The following is a 23344-nucleotide window of genomic DNA, read 5'->3' as shown; positions in this document are numbered from 1 at the left end:
CCACTCACAAATCGGGTTCGCGAGGTCACCCCCGCATCGGCAGTTCCTTGATGTCATATCGATGGACGATGGCGCGATCCAGCACGGGGTCGATCAGCGCAACTTCCATGCGCGGGGAGGGCCGGATGCCACCAATCGCCGCCAATGTACCGCCGAAGAGGACATCGCCATCGGCGAGCGCGCCGTCACTGTCCGCGAGCTGGGCAAGAAGCGCCTCCGGATGAAGCATCTTGGCGATGCCACCTTCCTGGTAGATCACATCTTTTCCGTCTTCACGGATGATGGAGCGCAGCAGCAGCTGGTCCCAGTGCGACGCGACCTCTTCATAGGGCCAGAAGGTCCGGCCGACAGGCTTGTCGCACATCTGCTTGGAGACCGTGATCGAATAGACTTCAACGCGGCGATCGGTGTGGTCTGACCCTACTCCGACATAGAGTTGGCCGGCGTGGCGAAGGAGGATGAACTCGACTTCACCACTGGAGTCAGGCCCGGAAGCCTCGATATGTGAGGCTGACGTCAGGCGCGAGGCCGCCATGCGATAGAAGATCGGCGTTGAGGCGGGCGGCGTGACGCCAAGCGCCTCCAACTCGCGGATGTGGTGAAGCATGGCGGCTTTGTCTCGGCCCGTCCAGCCGGCGATGATCAATGACGACACAGGTACTCGCAGGGCTGCGCGGCCCCGCTGGGAATGAATCTCGATGTCGAGGGGTACGTTCACGCCCATCGTTTGCTCCGCCGGAAATGCTTTCAGTTTTTATCCCTCATGTTTTCGCAGGCGGCAAGACTAAAATGCTTGTGAAACATCACAATAATTTCTACGCTTTTCAGCGTGGAATTTGTCTGCTTTAGTGCAAGGGCTGGGGGACGCGCGCGTGGTGCCGCTCGGCGGTCGGGGTCTGTTCTGCGTGCGGAGTTGTCACGGCCCGCCGGAGCCTGCCGCGCACGCGTTGAAGCCGTGAACACAGACCGCGTAGTCGAGGAAAGTGATGTCGATGCAGGGTGATGATCGGGTTCTGATCGTGGGGGCGGGGCCGGTTGGCCTGACCGCGGCGGCCAACCTCGTGCGCCAAAACATTCCAGTGACCGTCTTCGAGGCGTCCAACGATCTTAGCCGACAATCGCGCGCGTCGACCTTTCACCCGCCGACACTCGACATGCTCGACGACCTCGGCTTTGCGGAGGCCCTCATCGCGCAGGGGCTGGTTGCGCCAACGGTACAGTATCGGACGAAGGCGGATGGCATTCTGGGCGCCTTCGATTTCGGCGCCATCGCCGATCTCACCCGGCATCCCTACCGCTTGCAGGCGGAGCAGTTCAAGCTGACGCGCATCATCTTCGAGGCGCTGAAGGAGAACCCGTTGTTCTCCGTCGAGTTCGGCAAGCCGGTCGCCGCATTGTCCCAGGACGCCGATGGCGTGAGCGTCGACATAGGCGGCGGCAGCCCGGAGGTGAGACGGGGGCGTTGGCTCATCGGCGCCGATGGCGCTCGTTCAGTCGTGCGGCGCGGCCTCGACATCGACTTCGAGGGCTTTACGTGGCCCGAGCGCTTTCTGGTCGTCACCACCGCTTTTGACTTCGATGCTCTCATTCCGAATCTGGCGTCGGTCACCTATGTCGCCGATCCCGAACGCTGGCATTTTCTGCTCCGCATCCCCGGCGCATGGCGCGTCATGGTGCCTGTGGAGGCGGACGTGGCCGACGAAGTTGCCAGCAGCGAAGCCTACGCGCGGATTGCGATGACGAGCGTGCTTCCGGTTGATGCCATTTACGACATCCAGCACATCACGCTTTACCGTGTTCATCAACGCGTGGCGAAGAGCTTCCGGAAGGGGCGCGCCTTCCTCGTCGGGGACGCCGCGCATGTGAACAATCCGCTCGGCGGCATGGGCATGAATGGCGGCATTCACGACGCCATCAATCTCACGGGCCGGCTCGTCGAGGTCATCAACAATGGTGCACCCGAGAGTGAGCTTAATCGCTATGATCTGCAGCGGCGGTTGGTTACGCTGGAGTATGTGCAAACAGCGACGATCAAGAACAAGCGTGATCTCGAAGCGCGCGACGAACAGGATCGCCAGCGTTTCCGCGATGAATTACGCGCCACGGCCGCCGATCCCGAGAAGACGCGCCAGTTTCTGACGCGTATTTCGATGATCGCGAGTCTGCGGCGGGCCGAGGAATTGGGATGAGCTCAACAGACGTGCAAAACGCCGTGACCTCTACGGCGCACGCCCGCAAACGCCCGCAGTCGCTGCGTGACAAAGCCTATGAGCTGATCAAATGGCGCATCCTGACCTGCGCCTACCGGCCCGGCGAGCTGATCAATGAGGCCCAGGTGGCGCAAGCTACCGGCCTCGGGCGCACGCCGGTCCATCAGGCTTTCGATCGCCTGAGCGTGGAGGGGCTCGTCGACATCATGCCTCGCAAGGGCATGGTCGTGCGCCATGTCAGCCTCGGGGAGATGATGCAGCTCGTGCCAGTGCGCACGGCCAATGAGGCTCTGTGCGCGAGGCTTGCGGCCGAGCACGCCAACAACGGCGAGATAGACCATCTCACGAAGATCCTGGAGGAGGGAGAGCGCGCGACGGCCGAGCGCGACACCGAGCAACTCCTGCTGCTGGATCGGGATTTTCACGCCACGCTCGCGGCCGCAAGCCGTAATGAGGTGCTGCAGGACCTCCTCGGCAAGCTGCACGAGCGATGCCTGCGCTTCTGGTTCCTCTCGCTGACCGCCCAGACCCAACGGGAGGCCGTGCAGCGCGAACATGCCGACATCGTCGCAGCGTTACGCGCGCGCGATCCCGACCGCGCGGAGACGGCTGTGCGCGCGCATGTGGCTTCCTTTCATTCGAGCGTGTCGCGGCTCATCTGAGCCAGGACGCGCGCGCATCACCCATCCTTCTGGAGATTGTTGGCCATGGCCGTGAACAAGTTGCACGATGAATTCAGGACGGTGGATCTGTCGACGGGATGGGAGGTGCCACCCGGCTATCCCTCCGGCATCCAGCAGAAGATCCTCTCAGGGGCTCTGGACGAGGCGGGCAAGCGGGGCACGCGCACACGTCTCCTGCGCTTCGATCCCGGTGTGTTCACAACGGCCCCTTTCGTGCACGACTATTGGGAAGAGGTCTATCTCATGACGGGCGACCTCACCGTCGGCAATGATGCCGAAGGCAAAGGCGGCGAGCAATTTCCGCCACACACCTATGCCGTGCGTCCGCCGGGAGCCTTCCATGGCCCCTTCAAGTCGGAAAGCGGCTGCATGCTGCTGGAAATCCACTACTTCGATCCGGTCTGAGACAGGACTGAGCGATGAATACCGCACCTTCCCTCATGCAGTTGAGTACCGATCTCGCCGCGGGCCGTACGACCAGCGAGACACTTGTCGAGGATTGTCTGGCGCGGATCGCCGATCCGGCCGGGGAGGGCGCGCGGGCGTTCATCGCCGTCGCACCGGATAAAGCGCGCGCCGTGGCGCGGGCGATGGATCTGCTGCGCGGCGCCGGCGCGGCGCCATCGCCCTTCGCCGGCATTCCGATCTCGGTGAAGGATCTCTTCGACATGACGGGCGAGGTCACGACGGCCGGGTCGCGCGTGCTCGCGGATGCGCCACCCGCGACCCGTGACGCGCCGGCCATCGCGCGGTTACGTCGGGCCGGCTTCGTCGTGATCGGTCGCACGAACATGACTGAGTTCGCCTATTCCGGCCTCGGTCTCAACCCGCATTATGGCACGCCGCGATCGGTGTGGCGGCGCGCGGAGGAGCGTATTCCCGGCGGATCGTCCTCCGGCGCTGCCGTTTCTGTCGCGGACGGCATGGCCCATGGCGCGATCGGCACGGATACCGGTGGTTCCTGCCGCATTCCGGCTGCTTTCAACGGCCTCGCCGGATTCAAGCCGACGGCGCGCCGCGTGCCGCTCGAGGGCGCGCTGCCTTTGACAGCAGCCCTTGATTCCATTGGCTCCATCGCACGCACGGTGGCTTGCTGTGCCGCGCTCGATTCGGTGATGGCCGGCGAGCCATTCGCGGCACTGGATCCCGTGTCACTGAAAGGGTTGCGCTTTCTTGTGCCGACAACGGTCGCGCTCGAGGATCTTGATGTCGAGGTGGCGACGGCTTTCGCGTCCGCCTTGCGTCGGTTGTCGGCGGCCGGAGCGCGGATCGAGGAAGCACCATTCCCGGAATTCGACGATGTTGCGACGATCAACGCCAAGGGAGGCTTCACCGCCGCCGATAGCTATGCCTGGCATGCGTCGCTCCTGGAAAAGAGCGAGGCCGGCTATGATCCACGTGTTGCGGTTCGTATCCGTCGTGGCGCGGGCCAGACAGCAGCAGACTACATCCAGCTGATCGCATCGCGCCGGTCACTGATCGAACGCGCGGCACGGCGTCTCGCGACGGTCGACGCCGTGCTGATGCCGAGCGTCGCGATGGTCCCGCCGCGCATAGCCGATCTGGCCGATGACGAAGCCTTCGCGCGCGCCAATCTTCTCAGTCTGCGCAACGCGACGCTGATCAATATGATCGACGGCTGCGCGATTTCGGTGCCTGTCCGCGATGGTGGCACCGATGCGCCCGTCGGCCTGACGATTGCCGGTGCCACGGGCCTTGATCGACGGATCCTGGCGATAGCCGCCGCTGCCGAGGCCGTAGTTTCCCAGGCGCTTGCCTGACCAGGGCACCCATGTTCTGCCAGGGGAAGCCGACAACTTGAGACCAGCCCGATTTTTTTCGGAATCACATTGGGCCGGTCCAGTCTCTCCGTTGTGTCGTGCATTGCCGCCAATGACGATCTCGTCGTTATCTGATGCCGAAGCGCTCAAAATCAACTTCGACTGGGCTGGACAGGCGTTCTTAACAATACTTCCATTTCAACCGTCGCCTTGAGCGAGCAAAGAACTTTCCCCTCACGGTTGTAGTGAGGAGGTTATTTTGCTATTCGGAAACGACGTTCATGGAGACACCCATTGCTATGGGCATGCGTTTGACGGCCGCGATTGTTTGCGCGTTGGTACTTTCGGCATGCACGCCGAATAGGCAGGCTTCCGTTACGGGCGTGCCATCTGCCAAGCAGATAACGCGTAACGGTAATATGCTCGCCCTGCCGGACGGCACCATGGTGACCCCGGACGTCAGTGGAGGCTTCGCACTTCCCAATGGTGCGTATGTTCGCCGTGAATTGAACGGTGAGCTTGTGCTGCCGAATGGTGTACGCTGCGCTCCTAATGCTTCGGGTTATGTTTGCCCCTGACGGGTGACTGTCAGCGTTTTATCAAGGCCACCTCCTGAGACCCTTATCCTCGCGGGACGCGCGTGCGGCCGGTCGCCTTAGGGCGGCATCCTGTTCGATGAATCTGTAAAAATCCCTCGTCTTTCGCTGCATGCCTGCCTAACCCCGGCTTTTACAAAGCGTCACAGGATTCGGCTGGCCGTCGCGGCATGTTCAGATGGCCGCGAAGGCGCTGGCCTGTACGCCGTCCCGGCGTTGGCCTAAGCCCATTCGCGTGGGCAGATTGCCGCGTCGCGAAGAGCGTCCACGCGTGGACACCGCGCGTGGAGCGCAATATTGCAAACCCGGTCGAGATCCCTTAACATATAACATATGCTATAGGTTTAGGTTGGGGAGCTATGTCGCCAAGCCTGGGGAGTGATGATCGTCCGCGATCGAGCCTGACGGAATATGTTTATAACTCGCTTTGTCGCGCGTTGCTGCGGGGAGACTATCCGCCCGGCCATTCGCTGCCTTCCGAGGGGGAGCTCGCGGCGCAGTTCGACGTCAGCAAGGTGGTGATTCGGGCTGCACTCCAGCAACTCGCGGCTTTGGGCGTGGTCGAGATCCGCCAGGGACGGGCCTGCCTGGTGAAGCGCCTCTCGCCTCGGCCACTCGAGTATTTCTTCTCCTTTGCGCTTATGGAGACCGACAACGGGCTCGTGGAAGCCGTCCAGTTGCGCCGCGGTCTGGAGACGTACATTGCCGAGCGGGCTGCCCAGCACATCAAGATGTCCGAGCTGGTGCAGCTGCGACAGGCTCTGAAGACGATGGAGAAGGCGCGGGCTAACCCCGAGGCGTTCGTCGAGGCCGATATAGCCTTCCACATGGCGCTGGTCGACGCGAGTGACAACCGGCTGCTGATGTTCCTGATGCATGCCCTCAAGGGCACCATTCGGGAGACCATACGGATGCTGCACGCGAAGGGTGTGACGCCTGACCGCTCAGCCACGATCGCGCGTCACGCCGCTATCGTTGAAGCCATTGGGTCGGGAGATCCGGCGGCCGCACGCCAGGCGATGTCCGACCACTTCGATGCGAGCGAGGCGAAAACCCTGGCGATGCGACCCAATGGGAAGCCGGCATTGGAGCCAGAGCGGATCATCGAGATGCTGGAGCGCGGCGGGGAGGAACTCGCCAAGAACGACTGAACCATCAGCATGCCGAGCCCCGAATTCGGGGCTCTTTTGATTGCTGATCCCATGATACGCCGCTCAAGCGTTCATTGTGTGCACTCAGCCCATAGGTTCAGTCCAGAGGTTCAGTCCATGAGGATGACCTTGGTTTCAAGGAATTCCGCCAGACCGAACTTCCCGTATTCGCGGCCGTTGCCGGACTGCTTGTAGCCACCGAAGGGAGCCTGCAGGTTCTGTCTCGGGTAATTGGCCGATACCATACCGACCCTGAGGCGGCGCGCCACAGCCCTAACCGCCTCCTGGTCGCGACCCTGCACATAGGCCGCCAGGCCGTAAGGGGAATCATTGGCGATCGCGATCGCCTCGTCGATTGTCTTGTAGGTCTGGACGCTGAGGACCGGGCCGAATACTTCCTCCTTTGCGATGGTCATCGCCGCCGTGACCCGTCCAAAAGCTGTCGGCCGGACGAAGTAGCCCGCATTGAATCCCGGTGGCCGTCCCGGCCCGCCGCAGATGAGTTCGGCGCCTTCCGCCATGGCCTGTTCGATGAAACCTTGCACCCGCGTGAATTGATTCGCATTGGCGACCGGGCCGAGGACCGTTGCCGGATCGGCAGGCTGTCCAATCGGGATTTCCGCAGCCGTCCGGCGAATCAGGGCGACGACGTCTTCATAACGGTCGACTGGAACGAGCATACGCGACGGCGCATTGCAGGACTGCCCGGCGTTGGTGCACATGCTGGTAAAACCACGGGGCACCACGGCCTCGAAATCGGCGTCGGCCATGAGGATGTTGGCGGATTTGCCGCCCAGTTCCTGCGCGACGCGCTTGACGGAGGGAGCAGCGTCAATGGCGACTGAAACGCCCGCGCGCGTCGATCCCGTAAAGGAGATCATGTCGATGTCGGGATGCTGCGCCATCGTACGGCCCACGCCCGGGCCATCGCCGTGCACGAGGTTGAACACGCCGGCGGGAACGCCGGCCTCATGCAGAACCTCGGCGAGAATGACCGCGTTGAGTGGGGCTATCTCGCTCGGCTTGAAGACGACGGTGCATCCCGCGGCGAGGGCGGGCGCGAGCTTGGCGGCAATCTGATTGAGCGGCCAGTTCCATGGTGTGATGAGGGCCGCCACCCCGATGGCCTCGTGGATGACCAGCCCGTTGGCGATACGCTCCTCGAACGCGAAAGCCTCGAGCGCATCGGCAGTGGCGGCGAAATGATCGCCGCCACGCGGCGCCTGAAGCGATCTGGCGAGCGTGATCGGCGTGCCCATCTCCTCCGACAGCACGGCGGCAATCTCGTCCTGGCGGGTGCGATAGACTTCGATGATGCGCCGGAGCATTGCCAGCCGATCAGCCACGCTCGTCGTGGAGAAACCGGCGAAGGCGCCCCGGGCGGCAGCGACCGCCCGGTCCACGTCGGCGGCCGTGCCTGCCGGCACGCGCGCGACCACGCTTTCGCTGGCCGGATTGCGCACGTCGATCCATTCGGCGCCGGTCGGCTCGCACCATTGGCCGTTGATATAATGAAACCGGGCTCTTTCCATCGTTGCCTCCCTAGCTTTTGAGGGCGATGGTGACGAGGAAGGAGCGTGAGAGCCCCTCCGGCAGCTCGATGCGCAGCCGCAGGAAGTGGCCGAATTCGCGTATCCGGGCGAAAGTCAGCCGGTTACCGGCGCCAAGCGCCAGTTCCGTTCCCTCGTCGCACCAGCGGATACCGTCCGGCGAGATCTGGACGAAGGCGGAGCCTCCGGTCTCGCCAGCGTCAAGGCCGCGGGCGAAGAACACCGCCTCGCTGGCCCAGCCGGCCTCATAGGGTTCGGTCACGTCTCCGCTGCTGAAGGGCTCGCCTCGGGTCAGCGTCGCGACAGTGGCATTCAGCATCAGAAATCTCCCGAAAGCAGCACGGAATCGACATAAAGAAAGGCACGCTTGTCCGTGTCGGTCTCAACGAAGAAGCCAATATTGAGCATGCACTCGAGATTGGCCCAGGGATCGAGCCGCATGACACCAAGTCCGGCGGGATCAAATTTCCGATCGTTGAACTGTAGAGACGTAAAACGCATCTCGGCCAGATCGATTCCAGCTTTGAAATACTGCCAGTTCATCTTCGTCGGAAGCTCATTGTAGCAGATTTCCTGATACCCGTCGGGCACGTCCTCCCAGCCTTCGGGATAGAGATGCTGCAGCGAGCGCGTGCGCGAAGAGGATGACACGATCGTGTCGGGCGGGACCTTCTGCTTGAACTGCCATGTCTGGCGCAAGGTGCCGTCGAGGCAATTCAGGAAGCGCACATGCGGCAGCCCGCGATAGCGGTTCGATTGCAGGTCCATGAACATGCCAAAGGAGCGCACGTCCTCGATCGACAGGGTTGCGTCAGAAGCCTCCGGCTTCACCGCGAGATAAGCCTCGAGCTGGATCTCGCCGAGGTGACGGAAGCTCAAGCGCTTGAGCGCGAGATTCATGGTGCCCTTGATCGGGCGTGTCGCGACTTTCATCGAAAAGGCGCCTGAAAGGCCACCATGTGAGCCGCTGTCCCACCCAACAGCTGTCGATAGCATGGGCTGGGTCATGGGCTTGAAGACCGGCAACATCTTGTCGAGCGAATCCTCGTAATTGCCGATCAAACCGATCCAGCCATTGAGGCCATGGTTGAAATCGTCATGGACGAGTATTCGTGGCAAGGGATCAAAGCGATCCAGTCGATGGTCCGTATATCTGTCGATGTGAGGCTGCATTGGAAGGCTCCCCTGAAGAAATGGCACTAGCCCTTGACGGAGCCGGCCATGAGGCCGGCGATCAGGTATTTCTGGAAGATGATGACGAGCGCCAGCACGGGTGCGAGCTGCAGCGTCGCCGCGGCGAAAAGCACCCCCCACTGCGTGCCGGCCACCGAGTCCATGATGTTGGAAACGACCACCGGACCCGTCACCGCATAAGTGCTGGTGAAGATGAAGGCGAATAGATACTCGTTCCAGGCAAAGACGAAGACGAAGATACCGCCTGCGATCATGCCCGTTATCGAAAGCGGCAAGACAATCTTGAGGAAGATCTGGAAGGTGCCGGCACCGTCGACCCGCGCCGCTTCGTCGAGCGTTGTCGGGATCTGGTCGATGAAGGTTTTCATCATCACCGACAGCATGGAAACCCAGAATGTCGAATAGAGTATGATCAGGAGGATGTGAGTATCGCTCAGGTGCAGGGCGTCGGCGATGGGAAACAGCGGGAGCGAGACGACCACCGGAGGCACCAACCTGATCAGGATGGCGAAAAAGGCGCTCGCAGCCAGGATCTTTCCGCGCTGTCGCGAATAAACAAAGCCAGCCAGCGTACTGGTGATCACCGCAAGCGCTGTCGCGCCGATCGCGACGATGAGGCTATTGCCCATGTTTCCGACGAATTGCGGAAATGAAACGAAGAGCTGCGTGTAATTGCTGGTCGTGAATTCAAGGACGAAGCGGCGCGCCGGGGAGAAGATGTCTCGCTCCGGCCGGAACGAACTCAGGATGATCATGACGATCGGGCCCAGCGACCAGATGCATAGCAACGTCACACCCAACCTGCGCAGCATGCCCGTGTGCAGTTTAGGCTTCATTGCGGAATCCCGAGCGGTAGATGTGATAGACATAGAAGGAAGCCATCAGAAGCGCTCCCAGCACCATGAGCCATCCCGTGGCGGCAGCCATGCCGAACTCGTTGTAGCGGAAGGCGTTTTTGTAGAGGTAGACGGCCATCACCTCAGTGGAGCGGGCCGGGCCTCCCTGTGTCAGCAGCCATACTTCGGTGAAGATGCGGAAGCCGAAGATATAGCGGAAGATGATGGCGATCATGATGGCGGGCATCAAGAGCGGAAGCGTGACGTAGCGAAACCCCTGCCACGGACGCGCGCCATCGATGTGGGCCGCTTCATGCAACTCGCCGGGAATGGCGATGAGCGCGGCATAGATCAGGAGAAAGCTGAATGGCAGATGCAACCAGACCCCGATCAGCGCCACAAGAATGAGCGCTTCGTTCGGATTGGTGGCCCAGTTCAGCACATAGCCGAAATGCGAGAGCAACGCCGTGAGCATTCCGATATCGGGCTCAAGTAGAAAGCGCCAAGCCAGCACCGCGACGACTTCGCTGATGGCATAGGGGGCGAGGATCGCCGCCATGAGGACGGCGCGGCCACTGCGAACGCCTTGGAACAGCAGGGCCACGCCCACGCTGAGGCCGACTTCGACATAAACGACGATATTGACCACGATCAGCGTGTTGATCAGGGATCGCCAGAAGATCGGGTCGGCCAGGATGGCGGCGTAGTTCGCCCATCCGACGAAGCTGTAATCCGCTCCATAGCTCGACTGGGTGAAGCTCAGCCACAGCACATAGAGCGAGGGAATCGCGAGCACGACGATAAGCTGCAACTGCATAGGCGCCAGCATGAGCGCGCCCGCGAAACGGGCGCTACGACCATAACGGTCTACGCTCCCCACATCATTCATTCTCGTTACCTATGATATAAGATGATGCTCTCTGGCGCGATCATCGCGGAAAAATCAAGGCATTTGCTCGGGAATTTATCGAAAGCCTGTCTGCTGTCAATTCTTGATTTATATCATAAGTTGCTGTTTTGTGGATTGAGACGCTGGCGCAGGCCGGCCAAATGGGGAGGAGCAATGATGTCCACTTTCAAGGGTGTGAAAGCGCTGATCGCTGCGGGCGCGGTCCTGGCATCGGGCGCAGCTGGTGTGTGCGCGCAGGAACTGACGGTGCTCGCCCATCCGAGCATTCAGGCCTCCGTCATGGGCACCACCGGCACGGGCGGCGATGCGCTTGCCGACTGGCGCGCGAAGAACGGGGTGAAGATCAACTGGGTCACGGCGGACATCGGACCGCTGCATGATAGGCTGATGCGCGAGGCCAACCTGTCATCGACGGCGATCGATGTCGGCCTCATCCTCGATTCCTATGCGACGCAGGCGGCCTTGAGCAAATTTGAGCCCCTGGATACGTGCCTGAAAGGTCTTGATCTCAGCGACATCCCGCAAACCTTCCTCGATCAGGTTACCCAGGACGGCAAACTTAAAGCTCTGCCCATTCGCCATGCGACTACAGCCTTGCATTACAATGCGGCATTGCTCGCCGAGAAGGGAATTCAGCAGGCGCCAGCCAGCTTCGAGGACCTCGTGAAGACCGCCAAGGCCTTGAGCGAGCGTGGCGCCGGCCGTTATGGCCTGTCCATCGATGGCACCAATGCCGGCGGCACCTTCAATGTGCTGATGGCGTATGGCGCGACCCTGACCGATGCCAAGGGCCAGGTGACGGCCGACGCGGAGGCATTGACACGCGCGTTTCAGGCTTTGGCGGATCTCTATACCGCCGGCGCGTTGCCGTCGAATTTTACGGCCATGGGCATTGACCAGATTACACAAGGTATCTGGCAGGGACGCATCGCGATGTCCGTACAGCCCTTCAACCGTTACCTGACCTATAACGACAAGTCCAAGACGGACTACGCCGGCCAGATCAAGGTGGCCGCCTTTCCAGCGGTCGAGGGACAGAAGCCACCCTTCGTGGCCCGGACGACGGTGTGGTCCGCCGCCATTCCTCTAGGGAGCAAGAACAAGGAGCGCGCCTGCGCCCTGCTGCGTCAGCTCGTGGAGCCGGAGACGGTGGTGCGGATGACGCTCAACGGGAATGGGCCTGTCCGTACAAATGCTTATGATGATCCACGCGTGAAGGAAGCCGTCCCTTATGCCGATGCCGAGAAGCAGGCGGTTCTCGGGGCGAAGTTCGTGATCTCCCCGTTTGACGGCATCGGCAAGGCACAAGATCTCTACCTTGAGAATATGCAGGCCGCGGCGCTAGGGCGCAAAACCGCGGCGCAAGCGGCGCGCGATACGCTGGACGGCATCGCGGCGGCGAGGAAATAATGCAGATTTCCCGATGAGGGATAAATGCCGATTAGAAGAGATCGCGATTTTGTCTTTTCATTCGCGCATTGGATATTGCTGAAAGCCGGTAACGGCTTTCGGCCCGATGATCAAATTTTGGATATGGCCGGCGGCGGCCAATCAAGCCGGTCTATGTGACATGAAAGCGGGACACGGGATATGAAAGACTTGCGTGCGATCTGGAACGCGGGCGGCTCCGTCATCAATGCGTTCATCAGCCTGCCATGCGCCTTCAGCACGGAGATCATGGCGCGAGCCGGTTTCGACAGCCTGACGGTTGACCTGCAGCACGGCATGCTCGAGTTCCCGGATGCGCTGGCCAGTTTCCAGGCCGTGGGCGCCGCCGGCGCTGTTCCGCTGGCGCGCATCCCTGAACTGGGATCGCCACTGACAGGCAAGCTTCTCGATGCCGGCGCCGCCGGCCTCATCTGTCCGATGGTCGATACGGCCGATGACGTCGCCCGCTTCGTGGCTGACAGCCTCTATCCGCCAGTCGGCCGGCGCAGCCGCGGCGCGACGCGCGCCGTGCTCTATTACGAGCCGGGCACCTATGCCAAGGTTGCCAACGAGCGCGTCATCCTGCTGCCGATGATTGAGACAGCGACGGCTCTCGCCAATGTGGAAGCGATTGCCGCGGTGCCGGGCATCACCGGTCTCTATGTCGGCCCGACTGATCTTGCTTTTTCGATGGGGCTTGAACCTCGGATCGACAATCCGACTCCTGAACTCATGGCGGCCTATGCGGCGGTTGTCGCCGCCGCGGCGCGCAACGGCATCATCGCTGCCCTTCACTGCGCCTCGCCGGCCTTTGCGAGGGAGGCCCTGCGCATGGGCTTCCGCATGGTTACGGTGAATGGCGACACGGGCCTGCTGGCGGACGCAGCCAATTCCGCCCTGGCTGCTGTCAGGACCGAACAGTAACCGGGGTTTTGATCCGCCACGACGTCCAGAACTTGTTCGGAAATATGCGCGCTGGCTCTCTCTAGCGCCATGCGCTCATGATCGCCGAGCGCATGACCTCGCCTCGGAAGCGCGGCGCGCGCTCGCTGCCTGGCTGAACCGAGCGTGTGGACAGCGGAGAGATGTCTAGGGATAGCCTGCGGCGGCCGCAGAGGACTTGAGGAAGGCGAGGTCGTCGGCGAGTCGTTCCTCCAGGGGCAATTCGGTCGTGAACTCCTCGAGCGTCACCCAACCGTCGTAGCCAACGGCCTTCAGAGCTCGGAAGTAGGCTTTCACATCGCCCATACCCTTGCGCAGGGTGGCCCAGGCCCATTTCCACTGGACCACGCCGTCCTCGTCGGTTCCAGCCGCCTGCCAGACAGCATTCTTGATATGCACGTGGGCGAGATACGGGCCAAGGATGTCCAGGCCCATTTTGAGGCTGAGAAGCCCCTCCCGTCCTTCGATGGTCGTGTTGCCGAGATCGTGCATGACGGCCACGACCTGCGGATCGAGCCCCTCAACGAGACGACGGGCGCATGAGGCCGTCGAGACGATGTTGCCGTGATGGATCTGGATCACCACTTGCGCGCCCAAGGGTCTGGCGATTTCCTGAAGGACCTCGAGATCCGCACGTGCCTTGGTGAAGAGCGCGTCGAACCCGATATCGTCCGCCGGCTTTGGCGACGTAAAGCGCACACGCTGCGCGCCGGTTTGCGCCGCCACGCGCAACACACGCTCGGCATTGGCGTGATCCGCCAAGGGGACATAGGGGGCGAGCCCGGAGAGAGCGAGCCCTGACCGGCGCGACATATCCACCAGACGCGCAGCGTCATTCTCCAGGCCCGTCAAGGGAAAGGTCGCGCGATTCCCGGCCCAGAAGCCGGGCGTCGCGCTTGGGGCCTGATCGGCGATCCGGAATTCCACCCCGTCCCAGCCCTGCGCGGCGCAGTGCTGAGCGACCTCGTCGGGTGCCCACTCCGGGCAGGAGCCGGTGAACAGCGAGAACCTCATGGCAGGTCACGCAGGTCGGCACGGTCGACGAGCTCGATCTTCACCCCGTCGGGATCGCGGATGATGCCGATGCGGCCGATGCCGGTGCCGGCCGCCTTCGGTGTGCCGGGCTCGGCGGGAACGCCGTGATCGGCGAAGTATTTCAGGGCCTCATCGACGCTATCCACGCGTAGCGCGAAATGGCCGTAGAGTTCGGCCTTCGGATCGGGCGACGGACGATGAAGCAGTTCGAGGACGTCGTAGTCCCAGTTGAGATAGACGATCGACAGGGGATTTGTCGGGTGAGGGACCGTCATCTCCTTGAGCACCTTCATGCCCATGGCGTCGCGATAGAGCTTGAGCGCGCCATCGAGGTCGTTGGCGAGCAGCGAGTAGTGGTCGAACGCGCGGATGACAGCATGGCTGGGCGGGTCGTCGCGCATCGGCACGTCGCGCTGGATCAGCTCGATGCGGGCCCCGTTGGGATCGCCGAGGAAGGCGAGCCGGCCGACGCCGCTCCCCGCCACCTTGGGGGCGACTTGCCCGACGTAACCCAATTTGGTGAGCCGCTCGTAGTCGGCGTCCAGATCGTTGCTCATGAAAGCGATATGGGTAATGCCGAACTTCGTATCCGGGCCCGGCTCGGCCGGGTGGAGCAGTTCGATGAGACCGCCCGCGATGAGCAAATAGATAACATCCGTCTTGGAGGGCGGAATGAATCCCTTGTAGACGATCCGCGCGCCCAACAGTCCCTGGTAGAAATCGAGGGATTTCTGCAGGTCGCGCACCACGATGCCGTAATGGTTCAGTTCGTAAATCACCGTATCTCTCCAGTCATTATTCTGCGCCGGGTCAGAGGCTGACGCGCCGCCCTTCTTCCGCTGATTGGTAGGCGGCATAGATGACATCCACGACAGCGGCCGCGAGGGTGAGGCCAGACACGGGTTGCCTGGCGGACGCGATCGCTTCCATGAAATCCTGCATCTCCTGCGGATAGCCGCGCACCCAGTCTTCGTCTGGCGCGGCCGTGATCCAGCCGGTCCGGGTTTCGATCTTCTCGTGCAGGTATTCGTTGCCGAAGCCCTGGGGATCGGGCGTATAGACGAGCAGCCCGTCATTCGGCGTCATGTTGCCGCGATAGACCGCGTTAGTGGTGTAGACCTCAAAAGTATTGCGAACACCGCCAAGCATGGCGAAGGAGGCTGATATAACCGCCTGCGATCCGTCGCTGAAGCCTATGATGAGGTTGGCCCAGGTTTCGACATCCTGCCAGTCTGAGACGATCCAGGAGTGGCCCGCGCGCCGGACGGCCTCGGTATCGTAGAACGCTCGTGTTTCGCAGGTCACGGTCGTCGCCCGGATGGGCGCCACGCCCGCAACCTGCGCCTCGTAGTCCTTGAGGTGAAGGGCGGCGCCGATGGGATGAGAGCCGAGCATCATCAGCGCGCCGCCGCCGGCCGTCTCCCGTCGGCGTGACCGCAGGGCATGGGAGCCGCTGTGGCTTTCCTCGGCGCGAATATCGATGATGGCGCCTTTCGCGGTTTCGAGGAGGCGCTTCGTCTTGAGCATGGCGGGCGCGTAGACCCAGTTCTCCGCATAGAGGAAGAGCACGCCTGCCTTATGCACCGCCCCGCGGATGGCATCGATCGAGGCCAGCGCCCGCTCGCGTTCGTCATGGGCACGCGCCACGCCGGTCAGGCCATTGGACGGGCCAAAGGCGCCGGTCATCGGCTTCTCGCAGATGACGTGCTTCCCGGCCCGCGCGGCGGCGATGGCAATCTCGGCGTGGAGGCCATTCGGCACACAGATGCACACCACGTCGATTGCTGGGGATGCGAGGAGATCCTGCCAGGTGGCGAAGGTTTCCGCGACGCCGTGGGCCTTGGCAAAAGCCACCGCGCGCTCCGGGCGCGTCGCCGTGACGCCGGCCAGGCGCACGGTAACACCGTAGACTTTCTTCAAACCTTCCACATGGAGATGGGCCGAGAATCCGGCTCCGATGAAGCCGACGGATACGGTTTTCATGGATTGTCTCGCTAGATGCCCGTCCACGGCGTGACGGTGATATCGGGAATATGCATGTGCCGGGGCCGATCGAGCAGCCAGACGAAGATGTCCGCGATGTCGCTCGGCCGCAGCATCAGGGCCCGCCGTTCCGCCGAGGGCGGCTCGACCTTATGCGACCAGATATTGGTATCGATGGGCCCTGGACTGACGGACGTGATGCGGATGTTCGAATGGCGATATTCCTCGATCAGCGCCTCGCTGAGCGCGCGCACGCCGAACTTCGAGGCCGCATAGAGGCTGACGCCGGGGCTTGCCCGATAGGCCCCCGTCGACTGGACATTGAGGATGTAGCCATCCGGGGATTTTTCCAGATGCGGCAGGCACGCGCGGCACATGAGGTAGGTGCCGGTGAGATTGGTCTCGATGATCTTGTGCCACTCGTCCGATGTGCTGTCGACGAGCCGGGTGCGCGCGGACATGCTGACCCCGGCGCTGTTCACCAGGACGTCGATACGCCCGAAGCGGTCGATGGCCTGGTGGCTCAGGCGCATCACGTCACTCTCTTCGCGCACATCCGCGGCGATTGGCGTGACATGATCGCGATGCTCCGGGGCTAGCTCGCCGATCGCCGCCTCCAGCCGGCCGATGTCGCGCGCGGCAGCGATGACCTCCATGCCACGAGCCGTGAGTGCCGCGATCGTGGCGCGTCCGACGCCGAAGCTCGCGCCGGTAACCAGGGCCACTTGTCCGTTGCGATCGTTCATCCCTTTACGGCTCCGTCGCTGAGGCCACGCACGAGAAGCTTTTGTGCGAAGCTGAAGACAATGATGGCGGGCAGGCTCATGACGACCGAAGCAGCCATCAGCTCGCCCCAGCGGATTCCATTTTCGTCGATGAAGAAAGCGAGTGCGATCGACAGTGGGCGCCGCTCAAGACCGTTGGTGAATACAAGGGCAAAAAGAAATTCATTCCAGGCGAGGATGAATGAATACATGGCGACGGCTATCATGGCAGGCCGCGACATGGGCAGGATCACATACCAGAGCAGTTGCGGGAGGTTGCATCCGTCGATGACGGCGGCCTCTTCGATCTCGACCGGGATCTTGTCGAAAAAGCCCTTGAGCAGCCAGATTGCGACCGGAAACGTCACCATCAGGTAGACAAGGATAAGGCCCTGGTAGGTGTTCATCATCTGGAGATTGCGTAGCGTGACGAAGAACGGAACGATCACCACGACGCGCGGAAAGAGCTTTGTGAACAGCACCGACCACAACAACATGTTACGGCCGGGAAAGTGATAACGCGCAAATCCGTAGCCGCCGAGAACGCCGACAATCAGCGCGACGAAAGTCGTTCCCGACGCGATGATCAGCGTGTTGAGGAAAGCGCGCAGCAGGTTCTTGTTCTGAACCACGAGAAGGAAGTTTTCGAAGGTCAGCGTTGTCGGTATCCAGCTTGGCGGAAAGGCATAGACCTCGGATGGTACCTTCAGGGCGGTGCTGATGCCCCAGATCAGCGGCAAGGTGCTGAACAGGACGAAGATCAGTCCCAGGCCGTAGACCAGTGCATATTTCCCGACGGTGCCGATCATCTGACGCATGGCGTAGTCATGGGCCGTTTTCGGGCGTCCGATTGAAGGGATGGCGGTCATGCCGGCTCTCCCTGGCGACGCGCGATGCGGCTGTTGACGCCTCCGTAGATGGAGAAGACGACGATGACGGCGGCGAACATGAGTACGCTCTGCGCGGCGGCGCCGCCGAGATTGAATTCGGTGAAGCCGGTCTTGTAGATGTCGATGCCCCAGATACGCGTGGCGTTGGCGGGGCCGCCGCCGGTCATGATCATCAGGGTATCAAAGGAGTTCATGCCGCTGACGATTTCGAGGATCAGCGCGACGGCCAGCACGCCGCTCAGGGAGGGCAGGGTGATATAGCGGAAGATTTGCCACCAGTTGGCGCCGTCGACGCGCGCGGCTTCGTTGATATCCTCTGGTAATCCCTGTAGTCGCGCCAGAATAAGCAGCATGACGAAGGCAAAACCGCCCCAGGAGTAGGCGACGATAACCGTGAACATGGCTGTACTCGGGTCGCCCAGCCAGTTGAGCGCCCAGCTCTCCAGGCCCCAGGACCGCAGTGTCTGGTTGAGGACACCGGCATCGGTCTGCACGATCCAGCGCCACAGATTGGCGCCGACGACGGAAGGGATGGCCCAGGGCAGTATGACGAGCACACGCATCCATACCGTCCCGCGCACCTTCGCGTTGAACACGAGTGCGGCGATCAACCCTAAAGCCATCTTCAGCGCGACACTGCCCGCGATCCAGACGAGGGTGCGTTGTACCAGCGGTCCGGTTTCCGGATTGTTGAGAATTCGCATAAAGTTATCGAATCCGACGAAAGTGGTCCGCAGTGCCGGGAGTTGAACTTTTGAGAAGCTGAAGTAAATCGTCTGGATGATCGGATAGATCATCATGAGCGCGATCAGGATAATAGCCGGCGCCACGAGCAGATAGGCGCGTCGTCGGCGCTGTGCCTTGAGGCTGATGCTTTCGCTGCGCCGCGACGCTGTCCGGCGCGTGCTCACCATCGGCGCGGCTCCTGCATGCGAAGCGGCCACGGCTCATCCTCCCCGGCTGGCGATGAAATGGGCGAAATGGGGAATGGCGATCTCGGGATCGGCGATTTCCGGATGCCAGCCCTTCTCCCATTCGAAATTGACGAAGCCGTCGAAATTCTCACGTTCGAGCAGGTCGAGGAACGAGCCGACGGGCACCGTGCCTTCACCGGTGAGCGCGAAGTCGAATTTCTCCGGCGTTGCCGTGTTGGCGTCCTTGACGTGGACGAGCTTGATCTGGTCGTTGAGCTTGGCCCAGGTCTCCTCGCCCGTTTCGCCATGGCGATAGGAATGGAGCGTGTCCCAGAGAACGCCGAGATTGCGGCTGGCACCGCGCTTGTAAAGATCGCGGATGCTGTCCGCGCGGCAAAAGGCGTCATGCGTTTCGATCAGGGAGTGAACGCCCGCCGCATAGGTGAGGTCGGCGATCTCCCCAAGGCCCTCCGCGATGGCATCCAGACTGCGCTCACGGTCCTGTTCGGCCGGGATGGGGCCACCGAAGACCCTGAGATAGCGCGCGCCGAGCCCCAGCGCGATATCCAGATTGGCCTTGGCAGTGGTTCGCTGCTGCTGGCGGACCGCGGGGTCGAGCGAGACCATGCGAACACCCGTATTGATCCCCACGACCTCGATACCCGCGTCCTGGAAACGCTTGCGCGTGTCCGCGAGGCCGGCGGGTGAGAATTCTGCAAGCGATGTCAGATCCACGGTTCCGCGCAGGAACCGGATCTCGACGCCCTTGAAACCGTGGGAGCGCGCGAGCGCAACGACCTGGGGAACGTCATAGTTCGGGCAGCCAATGGTGCTGAAGCCATACCTTATCATCGGTGTTCTCGCCGTTAATGCTGTCCGCTGAACACAGCGCACCGCTGCGCGGTGCGCGCGAAGACGGTCGCAGACGCCGTGATGCAAGTGCGTCGCGTTATGGACGTGAATTATTTGTTTTCGGAAATAATTCGCGCGATTGTGGCGGCCGCCGAGTCCGCCGCCTGCTGCGGTGACTTCTGGCCGACCAGGATTTTCTGCAGCTCGACGATCGTTGCTTCCTGCATCTGGAACCAGCCGGCCACTGAGGGAACGGAGCGCGCGCCCTGTTCGGCCTCCTTGAAGATGGCTATTGCCGGATTATTCCACGGTGGGAGCTCCAGCGCCTTCTTGTTCGCCGGGAAACGGTTCAGCACCTTGGCGAGAATGTCCGGCTGGGACAGCCATACGAGGAACTCCTTGGCTCCATCCGGGTTGCTCGCGCCCACCGGCACGCCCATGGTCCAGCCCCCGCCGCGATTGACGCCATCAGGCGAAAGCACCATGTCCCATTTCAGGTTGGGGTTCTTCGAGAAGGTGTCGAAAGCATTGGACGAGGAGGTCAGGAGCCCGACCTTGTTGGCCTCGAACAGAGGCTGGATGTCGCGCGTCGTCGTGAAGTTGGGCGTGCCTTCCGGAGTGACCTTGTACTTGAGATAGAGATCGGACCAGAAAGTAATGGCTGCGACAGACTGCGGCGTATTGATGGCTGGCGCCGAACCATCCGGGGTGATGAAGTCGCCGCCCTTGGCCCATAGGATGGGTGCGAATAAGGTCAAGACGTTTGAGGGATCGCTGATATCGGCCGGGACCCCGATCCCATATTGCTGCCCCGGGATCGTGGTTTTCCGAGCGAGGTCGAGCAGGTCGGCGTAGGTCCAGCCGTCCTTCGGATAGGGCACCCCGGCCTTATCGAAGACAGTCTTGTTATAGTAGTATACGCCCGGTCCGCTCCGCATCGGGATAGCATATTGCGTGCCCTTGAACTGGCTGGCCTTCCAGACAGCGGGAGCAAGATCGGCAACGGGGACCTTGTCGACCAGCTTGTCCAGGGTCTCGAGCAGGCCCTGAGCCGCGACGGTGGAAACCCAGGTCGTGTCGAGATCGACGACATCGGGTGGGGAGCCGCCGAGCGCTGCGGCCGTGAACTTGTCGAGATAGCCGTTGATCGGCAGGGCCTGGATATTCAGGCGGACGTTTGGAAAGTCCTTGGCCCATAGCTGCTGCGCCACGGGGACCTGAGGTTCCCACCAGCTTCCCACCCAGATGGTGATGACGTTTGATTGCGCGGAATGCGCGCGGTTGGCGGCTGCCAATAGCGCCGTGGTCGCGGCAGCGGTCAGAAACTGCCGACGTGTTCCGAAAACACCCCTCATCGGTTTCCTCCAACTTTGTCATGAGCAAAGACGTTCGGTTGAACCCGAAACTCGCGTTGGCTCTCTAACTGTGCAATCGCTTGCTATCGCTTGTCAACAGACTCATTTCCTTTATTTTGCAGGGAAATTTGCTAATCTTGGGAAGAAATATGGCTCGCAAAATTTGGCAGACGTTTGCCACGTTGTTGCGAAAGGCTTATTTCGCTGTGGCTGGTTCTGTTGTCGCCGGCTATGAGGCCAGGCGGCCCACGAGGACATGGAATGAAGAGACGTGTGGAGAATCTGAAGGAGGCGGTCACAATCCTGGATGTGGCCCGCGAGGCCGGGGTGGCGACATCAACGGTGTCCCGCGCCCTGACTCAATCCGGCCGTGTCAGCGAGACGATGCGCAAGCACGTCCTGAACGTCGCCGTGGAACTCGGCTATCGCCCCAACCTCCAGGCTCGCTCGCTGTCGTCCGGCCGCACCCACACGCTGGCGCTCCTCATCCCCGGCGCGACCAATCCCTATTTTTTCGACCTTATCCGTGGCACCCAGGCGGAGGCCAAGGTTCGCAACTATCGCCATATGCTGGTGGACACCGAGGCCTCCGCCGACCTCGAGGAGCAGTATCTCCAGGAATTGCCCGCGGCGGTGGACGGGGTCGTCCTCGCCGGATCGCGGTTGTCCGATGAGCGTCTTGTCACGATTGCGCAGAAGCTGCCGATGGTTGTCGTGAACCGGGAGATTGAGGGCGTGCAAAGTGTCGTCGTGGACACGTCGACCGCGGTCACGCAAGCCCTGAATTACATCGCGTCGCTCGGTCATTCGCGCGTTGCTTTCCTCGGTGGTCCGCTCTCGTCCTGGTCGAGCCGGAAACGTTGGGAGGCTCTCCAGGCGGCCGCGGACAGGCTGCAGGTGGAATGTCTCAACCTCGGCCATTTCGGGGAGACGCAATCGGGCGCGGCCGCCGCCGACGCCGCCCTGCATCACAAGGTTACCGCTTGCCTGTTCTTCAACGACATGCTGGCGATCGCTGGCTTGAAGCGCTTCGCCGAGCTCGGTGTTTCGGTGCCGGGGGACATCAGCGTGGTGGGATGCGACGATATTTTCGGCGCCGATTTCTGTTATCCGCCACTGACGACGCTCACGGCGCGGATCGATCAGGTCGCGCGGACGGCGACGAACATGCTTCTCACCCGGTTGCTCGGGCTTCCCATCCTGCGCGAACGCGAAAAGGTTCCGGCGTCTCTGACCGTCCGCCAATCCACCGGGCCAGCGCCCGTCGCGCGCTCCACGCGGTCAGCCGCGGAATAGCGTCTCTCACGCAGCCGGAAAAAGGCTCTGCAGGCCTCGCCAGGGCGTGGAAGCCGTCGCGGAAGCGACTGCGATACATGAAAGCCACCTTCCATCACGTCGCAAGGCATGACGTCATGTCATATCGTGCCCTGACGCATTCTTCTTGTAATATTGCTGGCGTCACATGCACGTCACGGATGAATGAAGAGACGGCGGGTACCAATGAGCCCACTTGCAATCGGCAGTCTTGCGTTCTGTTTCGTGTTCGGCGCCGCTTGCCTTGGCATGCTTTTGCACTCCCGCCTGCCGGACGGACATTTATCCGGCGACTCGCGGGATGCGATCAAGCTGGCGACGGCCATCATCGGTACCCTTTCGGCCCTTGCTCTAGGCCTTTTGATCGCATCGTCAAAGCGCTCGCTCGATGACGCAAATATTGAGCTGAGAACCTGGTCGGCGCGGGTTGTTCTATTGGACCGGGTCATGGCCCACTACGGTCCGGAAACGAAGGAGATGCGTGGTGAACTTCGGACATTAGTGCAGGAACGGTTGCGCCAGATCACCGGCGGCTATAACAGTCCGATTCCCGTCGCGGACGGCCTGGATGTCGAGGAAATCCAGGATGGTTTGCGAAGCCTGACGCCAGGGAGCAACGCCCAGCGCTGGCTGCAGACGCGGGCGCTTCAACTCAGCGGGGAGATCGCCGAGGCGCATTGGCTCAGACCGGAAACCGAGTCCGAGGAGTTTCCGAGCCTCTTCGTTGCATTCCTCGTGGTTTGGCTGGCGCTGCTTTTTGGCTCGTTTGGGCTATTGACTCCCCGCAACGCAACAGTCGTCTTCACCCTGTTCATTTGTTCGCTGTCGATAACCGGCGCATTGGCCCTGATTATCGACATGGACCATCCCTATCTCGGCTTTATCAGGGTTTCGGAAGGGCCACTGGTTGCTGCGATCGACCGCCTGGGAAAACCTTGAGGCGAGGCCCGGGCGAC

Annotated in this window: 24 protein-coding genes; 10 read left to right on the top strand and 14 right to left on the bottom strand. The window is 61.8% G+C overall.

What is annotated here, in order from left to right; all coding sequences use genetic code 11:
- Positions 1-25 precede the first annotated feature (25 nt).
- Positions 26-724, bottom strand: coding sequence for a DUF2848 domain-containing protein (locus tag KIO74_RS23835; RefSeq protein WP_213337419.1), 699 nt, complete (start codon positions 722-724; stop codon positions 26-28).
- A gap of 262 nt (positions 725-986) precedes the next feature.
- Between KIO74_RS23835 and KIO74_RS23830 the strand changes: the two genes are divergently transcribed.
- The 6 genes from KIO74_RS23830 (at position 987) to KIO74_RS23805 (ending at position 6421) form a co-directional block, all read left to right on the top strand.
- Positions 987-2189 (top strand): FAD-dependent oxidoreductase, encoded by a 1203-nt coding sequence (locus KIO74_RS23830; RefSeq protein ID WP_213337416.1) that lies wholly within the window; start codon positions 987-989, stop codon positions 2187-2189.
- Positions 2186-2872, top strand: a complete 687-nt coding sequence (locus KIO74_RS23825) for a GntR family transcriptional regulator (protein WP_213337414.1) — start codon at positions 2186-2188, stop codon at positions 2870-2872. The genes KIO74_RS23830 and KIO74_RS23825 overlap by 4 nt, the downstream gene beginning before the upstream one ends.
- A gap of 45 nt (positions 2873-2917) precedes the next feature.
- Positions 2918-3298 (top strand): cupin domain-containing protein, encoded by a 381-nt coding sequence (locus tag KIO74_RS23820; protein ID WP_213337412.1) that lies wholly within the window; start codon positions 2918-2920, stop codon positions 3296-3298.
- Positions 3299-3312: 14 nt separating this feature from the next.
- Positions 3313-4674, top strand: a complete 1362-nt coding sequence (locus KIO74_RS23815) for an amidase (RefSeq protein ID WP_213337410.1) — start codon at positions 3313-3315, stop codon at positions 4672-4674.
- Between the two features lie 281 nt (positions 4675-4955).
- On the top strand, positions 4956-5252 hold the full coding sequence (locus KIO74_RS23810) for a hypothetical protein (protein WP_213337409.1): 297 nt from the start codon (positions 4956-4958) through the stop codon (positions 5250-5252).
- A 377-nt stretch (positions 5253-5629) separates the two neighbouring features.
- Positions 5630-6421: a FadR/GntR family transcriptional regulator gene (locus KIO74_RS23805; protein WP_213337408.1), complete on the top strand. Its 792-nt coding sequence runs from the start codon at positions 5630-5632 to the stop codon at positions 6419-6421.
- A 110-nt stretch (positions 6422-6531) separates the two neighbouring features.
- Here KIO74_RS23805 and KIO74_RS23800 read toward each other — a convergent pair whose 3' ends face one another.
- The 5 genes from KIO74_RS23800 to KIO74_RS23780 are packed head-to-tail and all read right to left on the bottom strand — an operon-like array spanning position 6532 to position 10890.
- On the bottom strand, positions 6532-7953 hold the full coding sequence (locus KIO74_RS23800; protein WP_213337406.1) for an aldehyde dehydrogenase family protein: 1422 nt from the start codon (positions 7951-7953) through the stop codon (positions 6532-6534).
- A 10-nt stretch (positions 7954-7963) separates the two neighbouring features.
- Positions 7964-8290 carry a hypothetical protein gene (locus KIO74_RS23795; protein WP_213337404.1) on the bottom strand — a complete coding sequence of 109 codons (327 nt, stop codon included), beginning with the start codon at positions 8288-8290 and terminating at the stop codon, positions 7964-7966.
- Positions 8290-9144: a DUF6772 family protein gene (locus tag KIO74_RS23790; RefSeq protein ID WP_213337402.1), complete on the bottom strand. Its 855-nt coding sequence runs from the start codon at positions 9142-9144 to the stop codon at positions 8290-8292. Before KIO74_RS23790 ends, KIO74_RS23795 begins: the two co-directional genes overlap by 1 nt.
- Before the next feature lie 26 nt (positions 9145-9170).
- Positions 9171-10001: a carbohydrate ABC transporter permease gene (locus tag KIO74_RS23785; RefSeq protein WP_213337399.1), complete on the bottom strand. Its 831-nt coding sequence runs from the start codon at positions 9999-10001 to the stop codon at positions 9171-9173.
- Complete coding sequence (locus KIO74_RS23780; RefSeq protein ID WP_249731456.1) at positions 9991-10890, bottom strand: carbohydrate ABC transporter permease; 900 nt, start codon at positions 10888-10890, stop codon at positions 9991-9993. Before KIO74_RS23780 ends, KIO74_RS23785 begins: the two co-directional genes overlap by 11 nt.
- A 177-nt stretch (positions 10891-11067) precedes the next feature.
- Between KIO74_RS23780 and KIO74_RS23775 the strand changes: the two genes are divergently transcribed.
- Both KIO74_RS23775 and KIO74_RS23770 read left to right on the top strand, forming a co-directional pair.
- On the top strand, positions 11068-12321 hold the full coding sequence (locus KIO74_RS23775) for an ABC transporter substrate-binding protein (RefSeq protein ID WP_213337397.1): 1254 nt from the start codon (positions 11068-11070) through the stop codon (positions 12319-12321).
- Positions 12322-12501: 180 nt separating this feature from the next.
- Entirely contained in the window at positions 12502-13263 is a 762-nt protein-coding gene (locus KIO74_RS23770; protein ID WP_213337395.1) for an HpcH/HpaI aldolase family protein, read from the top strand.
- 165 nt (positions 13264-13428) lie between these two features.
- Here the strand turns inward: KIO74_RS23770 and KIO74_RS23765 are convergent, their stop codons facing one another.
- From KIO74_RS23765 to KIO74_RS23730, 8 genes are all read right to left on the bottom strand, one after another.
- Positions 13429-14295: a sugar phosphate isomerase/epimerase family protein gene (locus KIO74_RS23765; protein ID WP_213337393.1), complete on the bottom strand. Its 867-nt coding sequence runs from the start codon at positions 14293-14295 to the stop codon at positions 13429-13431.
- On the bottom strand, positions 14292-15095 hold the full coding sequence (locus KIO74_RS23760) for a VOC family protein (RefSeq protein WP_213337392.1): 804 nt from the start codon (positions 15093-15095) through the stop codon (positions 14292-14294). The genes KIO74_RS23765 and KIO74_RS23760 overlap by 4 nt, the downstream gene beginning before the upstream one ends.
- Positions 15096-15126: 31 nt before the next feature.
- Positions 15127-16299 carry a Gfo/Idh/MocA family protein gene (locus KIO74_RS23755; protein ID WP_213337390.1) on the bottom strand — a complete coding sequence of 391 codons (1173 nt, stop codon included), beginning with the start codon at positions 16297-16299 and terminating at the stop codon, positions 15127-15129.
- An 11-nt stretch (positions 16300-16310) separates the two neighbouring features.
- Complete coding sequence (locus KIO74_RS23750; protein WP_213337388.1) at positions 16311-17045, bottom strand: SDR family oxidoreductase; 735 nt, start codon at positions 17043-17045, stop codon at positions 16311-16313.
- A complete protein-coding gene (locus KIO74_RS23745) occupies positions 17042-17932 on the bottom strand; it encodes a carbohydrate ABC transporter permease (protein ID WP_213337386.1) in 891 nt (296 codons plus the stop codon). Before KIO74_RS23745 ends, KIO74_RS23750 begins: the two co-directional genes overlap by 4 nt.
- Entirely contained in the window at positions 17929-18867 is a 939-nt protein-coding gene (locus KIO74_RS23740; RefSeq protein ID WP_213337383.1) for a carbohydrate ABC transporter permease, read from the bottom strand. The genes KIO74_RS23745 and KIO74_RS23740 overlap by 4 nt, the downstream gene beginning before the upstream one ends.
- A gap of 33 nt (positions 18868-18900) precedes the next feature.
- Entirely contained in the window at positions 18901-19719 is an 819-nt protein-coding gene (locus tag KIO74_RS23735) for a sugar phosphate isomerase/epimerase family protein (protein ID WP_213337381.1), read from the bottom strand.
- A gap of 110 nt (positions 19720-19829) precedes the next feature.
- On the bottom strand, positions 19830-21074 hold the full coding sequence (locus KIO74_RS23730; protein ID WP_213337379.1) for an ABC transporter substrate-binding protein: 1245 nt from the start codon (positions 21072-21074) through the stop codon (positions 19830-19832).
- Positions 21075-21335: 261 nt separating this feature from the next.
- On the opposite strand from KIO74_RS23730, the gene KIO74_RS23725 reads away from it, so the two are divergent.
- Positions 21336-22370, top strand: coding sequence for a LacI family DNA-binding transcriptional regulator (locus tag KIO74_RS23725; RefSeq protein WP_213337378.1), 1035 nt, complete (start codon positions 21336-21338; stop codon positions 22368-22370).
- 204 nt (positions 22371-22574) lie between these two features.
- Positions 22575-23327 carry a bestrophin-like domain gene (locus KIO74_RS23720; protein ID WP_213337377.1) on the top strand — a complete coding sequence of 251 codons (753 nt, stop codon included), beginning with the start codon at positions 22575-22577 and terminating at the stop codon, positions 23325-23327.
- The last annotated feature ends 17 nt before the right edge of the window (positions 23328-23344 follow it).

Source organism: Chelatococcus sp. HY11 (genome assembly GCF_018398335.1).
In the GTDB taxonomy this organism is placed as follows: Bacteria; Pseudomonadota; Alphaproteobacteria; order Rhizobiales; family Beijerinckiaceae; genus Chelatococcus.
Note: the sequence above shows the minus strand (reverse complement) of the source record. Positions and strands in the feature narration are given on the sequence as shown.

Bases quoted from the DNA above. Each gene is read 5' to 3' on its own strand.
- KIO74_RS23820 (WP_213337412.1), top strand. From the start codon at position 2,918: ATGGCCGTGAACAAGTTGCACGATGAATTCAGGACGGTGGATCTGTCG.
- KIO74_RS23790 (WP_213337402.1), bottom strand. From the start codon at position 9,144: ATGCAGCCTCACATCGACAGATATACGGACCATCGACTGGATCGCTTT.
- KIO74_RS23740 (WP_213337383.1), bottom strand. From the start codon at position 18,867: ATGGTGAGCACGCGCCGGACAGCGTCGCGGCGCAGCGAAAGCATCAGC.
- KIO74_RS23770 (WP_213337395.1), top strand. From the start codon at position 12,502: ATGAAAGACTTGCGTGCGATCTGGAACGCGGGCGGCTCCGTCATCAAT.
- KIO74_RS23725 (WP_213337378.1), top strand. From the start codon at position 21,336: ATGAAGAGACGTGTGGAGAATCTGAAGGAGGCGGTCACAATCCTGGAT.
- KIO74_RS23815 (WP_213337410.1), top strand. From the start codon at position 3,313: ATGAATACCGCACCTTCCCTCATGCAGTTGAGTACCGATCTCGCCGCG.
- KIO74_RS23835 (WP_213337419.1), bottom strand. From the start codon at position 724: ATGGGCGTGAACGTACCCCTCGACATCGAGATTCATTCCCAGCGGGGC.
- KIO74_RS23720 (WP_213337377.1), top strand. From the start codon at position 22,575: ATGAGCCCACTTGCAATCGGCAGTCTTGCGTTCTGTTTCGTGTTCGGC.
- KIO74_RS23785 (WP_213337399.1), bottom strand. From the start codon at position 10,001: ATGAAGCCTAAACTGCACACGGGCATGCTGCGCAGGTTGGGTGTGACG.
- KIO74_RS23810 (WP_213337409.1), top strand. From the start codon at position 4,956: ATGGAGACACCCATTGCTATGGGCATGCGTTTGACGGCCGCGATTGTT.
- KIO74_RS23825 (WP_213337414.1), top strand. From the start codon at position 2,186: ATGAGCTCAACAGACGTGCAAAACGCCGTGACCTCTACGGCGCACGCC.
- KIO74_RS23800 (WP_213337406.1), bottom strand. From the start codon at position 7,953: ATGGAAAGAGCCCGGTTTCATTATATCAACGGCCAATGGTGCGAGCCG.
- KIO74_RS23755 (WP_213337390.1), bottom strand. From the start codon at position 16,299: ATGAAAACCGTATCCGTCGGCTTCATCGGAGCCGGATTCTCGGCCCAT.
- KIO74_RS23780 (WP_249731456.1), bottom strand. From the start codon at position 10,890: ATGAATGATGTGGGGAGCGTAGACCGTTATGGTCGTAGCGCCCGTTTC.
- KIO74_RS23795 (WP_213337404.1), bottom strand. From the start codon at position 8,290: ATGCTGAATGCCACTGTCGCGACGCTGACCCGAGGCGAGCCCTTCAGC.
- KIO74_RS23735 (WP_213337381.1), bottom strand. From the start codon at position 19,719: ATGATAAGGTATGGCTTCAGCACCATTGGCTGCCCGAACTATGACGTT.
- KIO74_RS23775 (WP_213337397.1), top strand. From the start codon at position 11,068: ATGTCCACTTTCAAGGGTGTGAAAGCGCTGATCGCTGCGGGCGCGGTC.
- KIO74_RS23750 (WP_213337388.1), bottom strand. From the start codon at position 17,045: ATGAACGATCGCAACGGACAAGTGGCCCTGGTTACCGGCGCGAGCTTC.
- KIO74_RS23830 (WP_213337416.1), top strand. From the start codon at position 987: ATGTCGATGCAGGGTGATGATCGGGTTCTGATCGTGGGGGCGGGGCCG.
- KIO74_RS23805 (WP_213337408.1), top strand. From the start codon at position 5,630: ATGTCGCCAAGCCTGGGGAGTGATGATCGTCCGCGATCGAGCCTGACG.
- KIO74_RS23745 (WP_213337386.1), bottom strand. From the start codon at position 17,932: ATGACCGCCATCCCTTCAATCGGACGCCCGAAAACGGCCCATGACTAC.
- KIO74_RS23765 (WP_213337393.1), bottom strand. From the start codon at position 14,295: ATGAGGTTCTCGCTGTTCACCGGCTCCTGCCCGGAGTGGGCACCCGAC.
- KIO74_RS23730 (WP_213337379.1), bottom strand. From the start codon at position 21,074: ATGAGGGGTGTTTTCGGAACACGTCGGCAGTTTCTGACCGCTGCCGCG.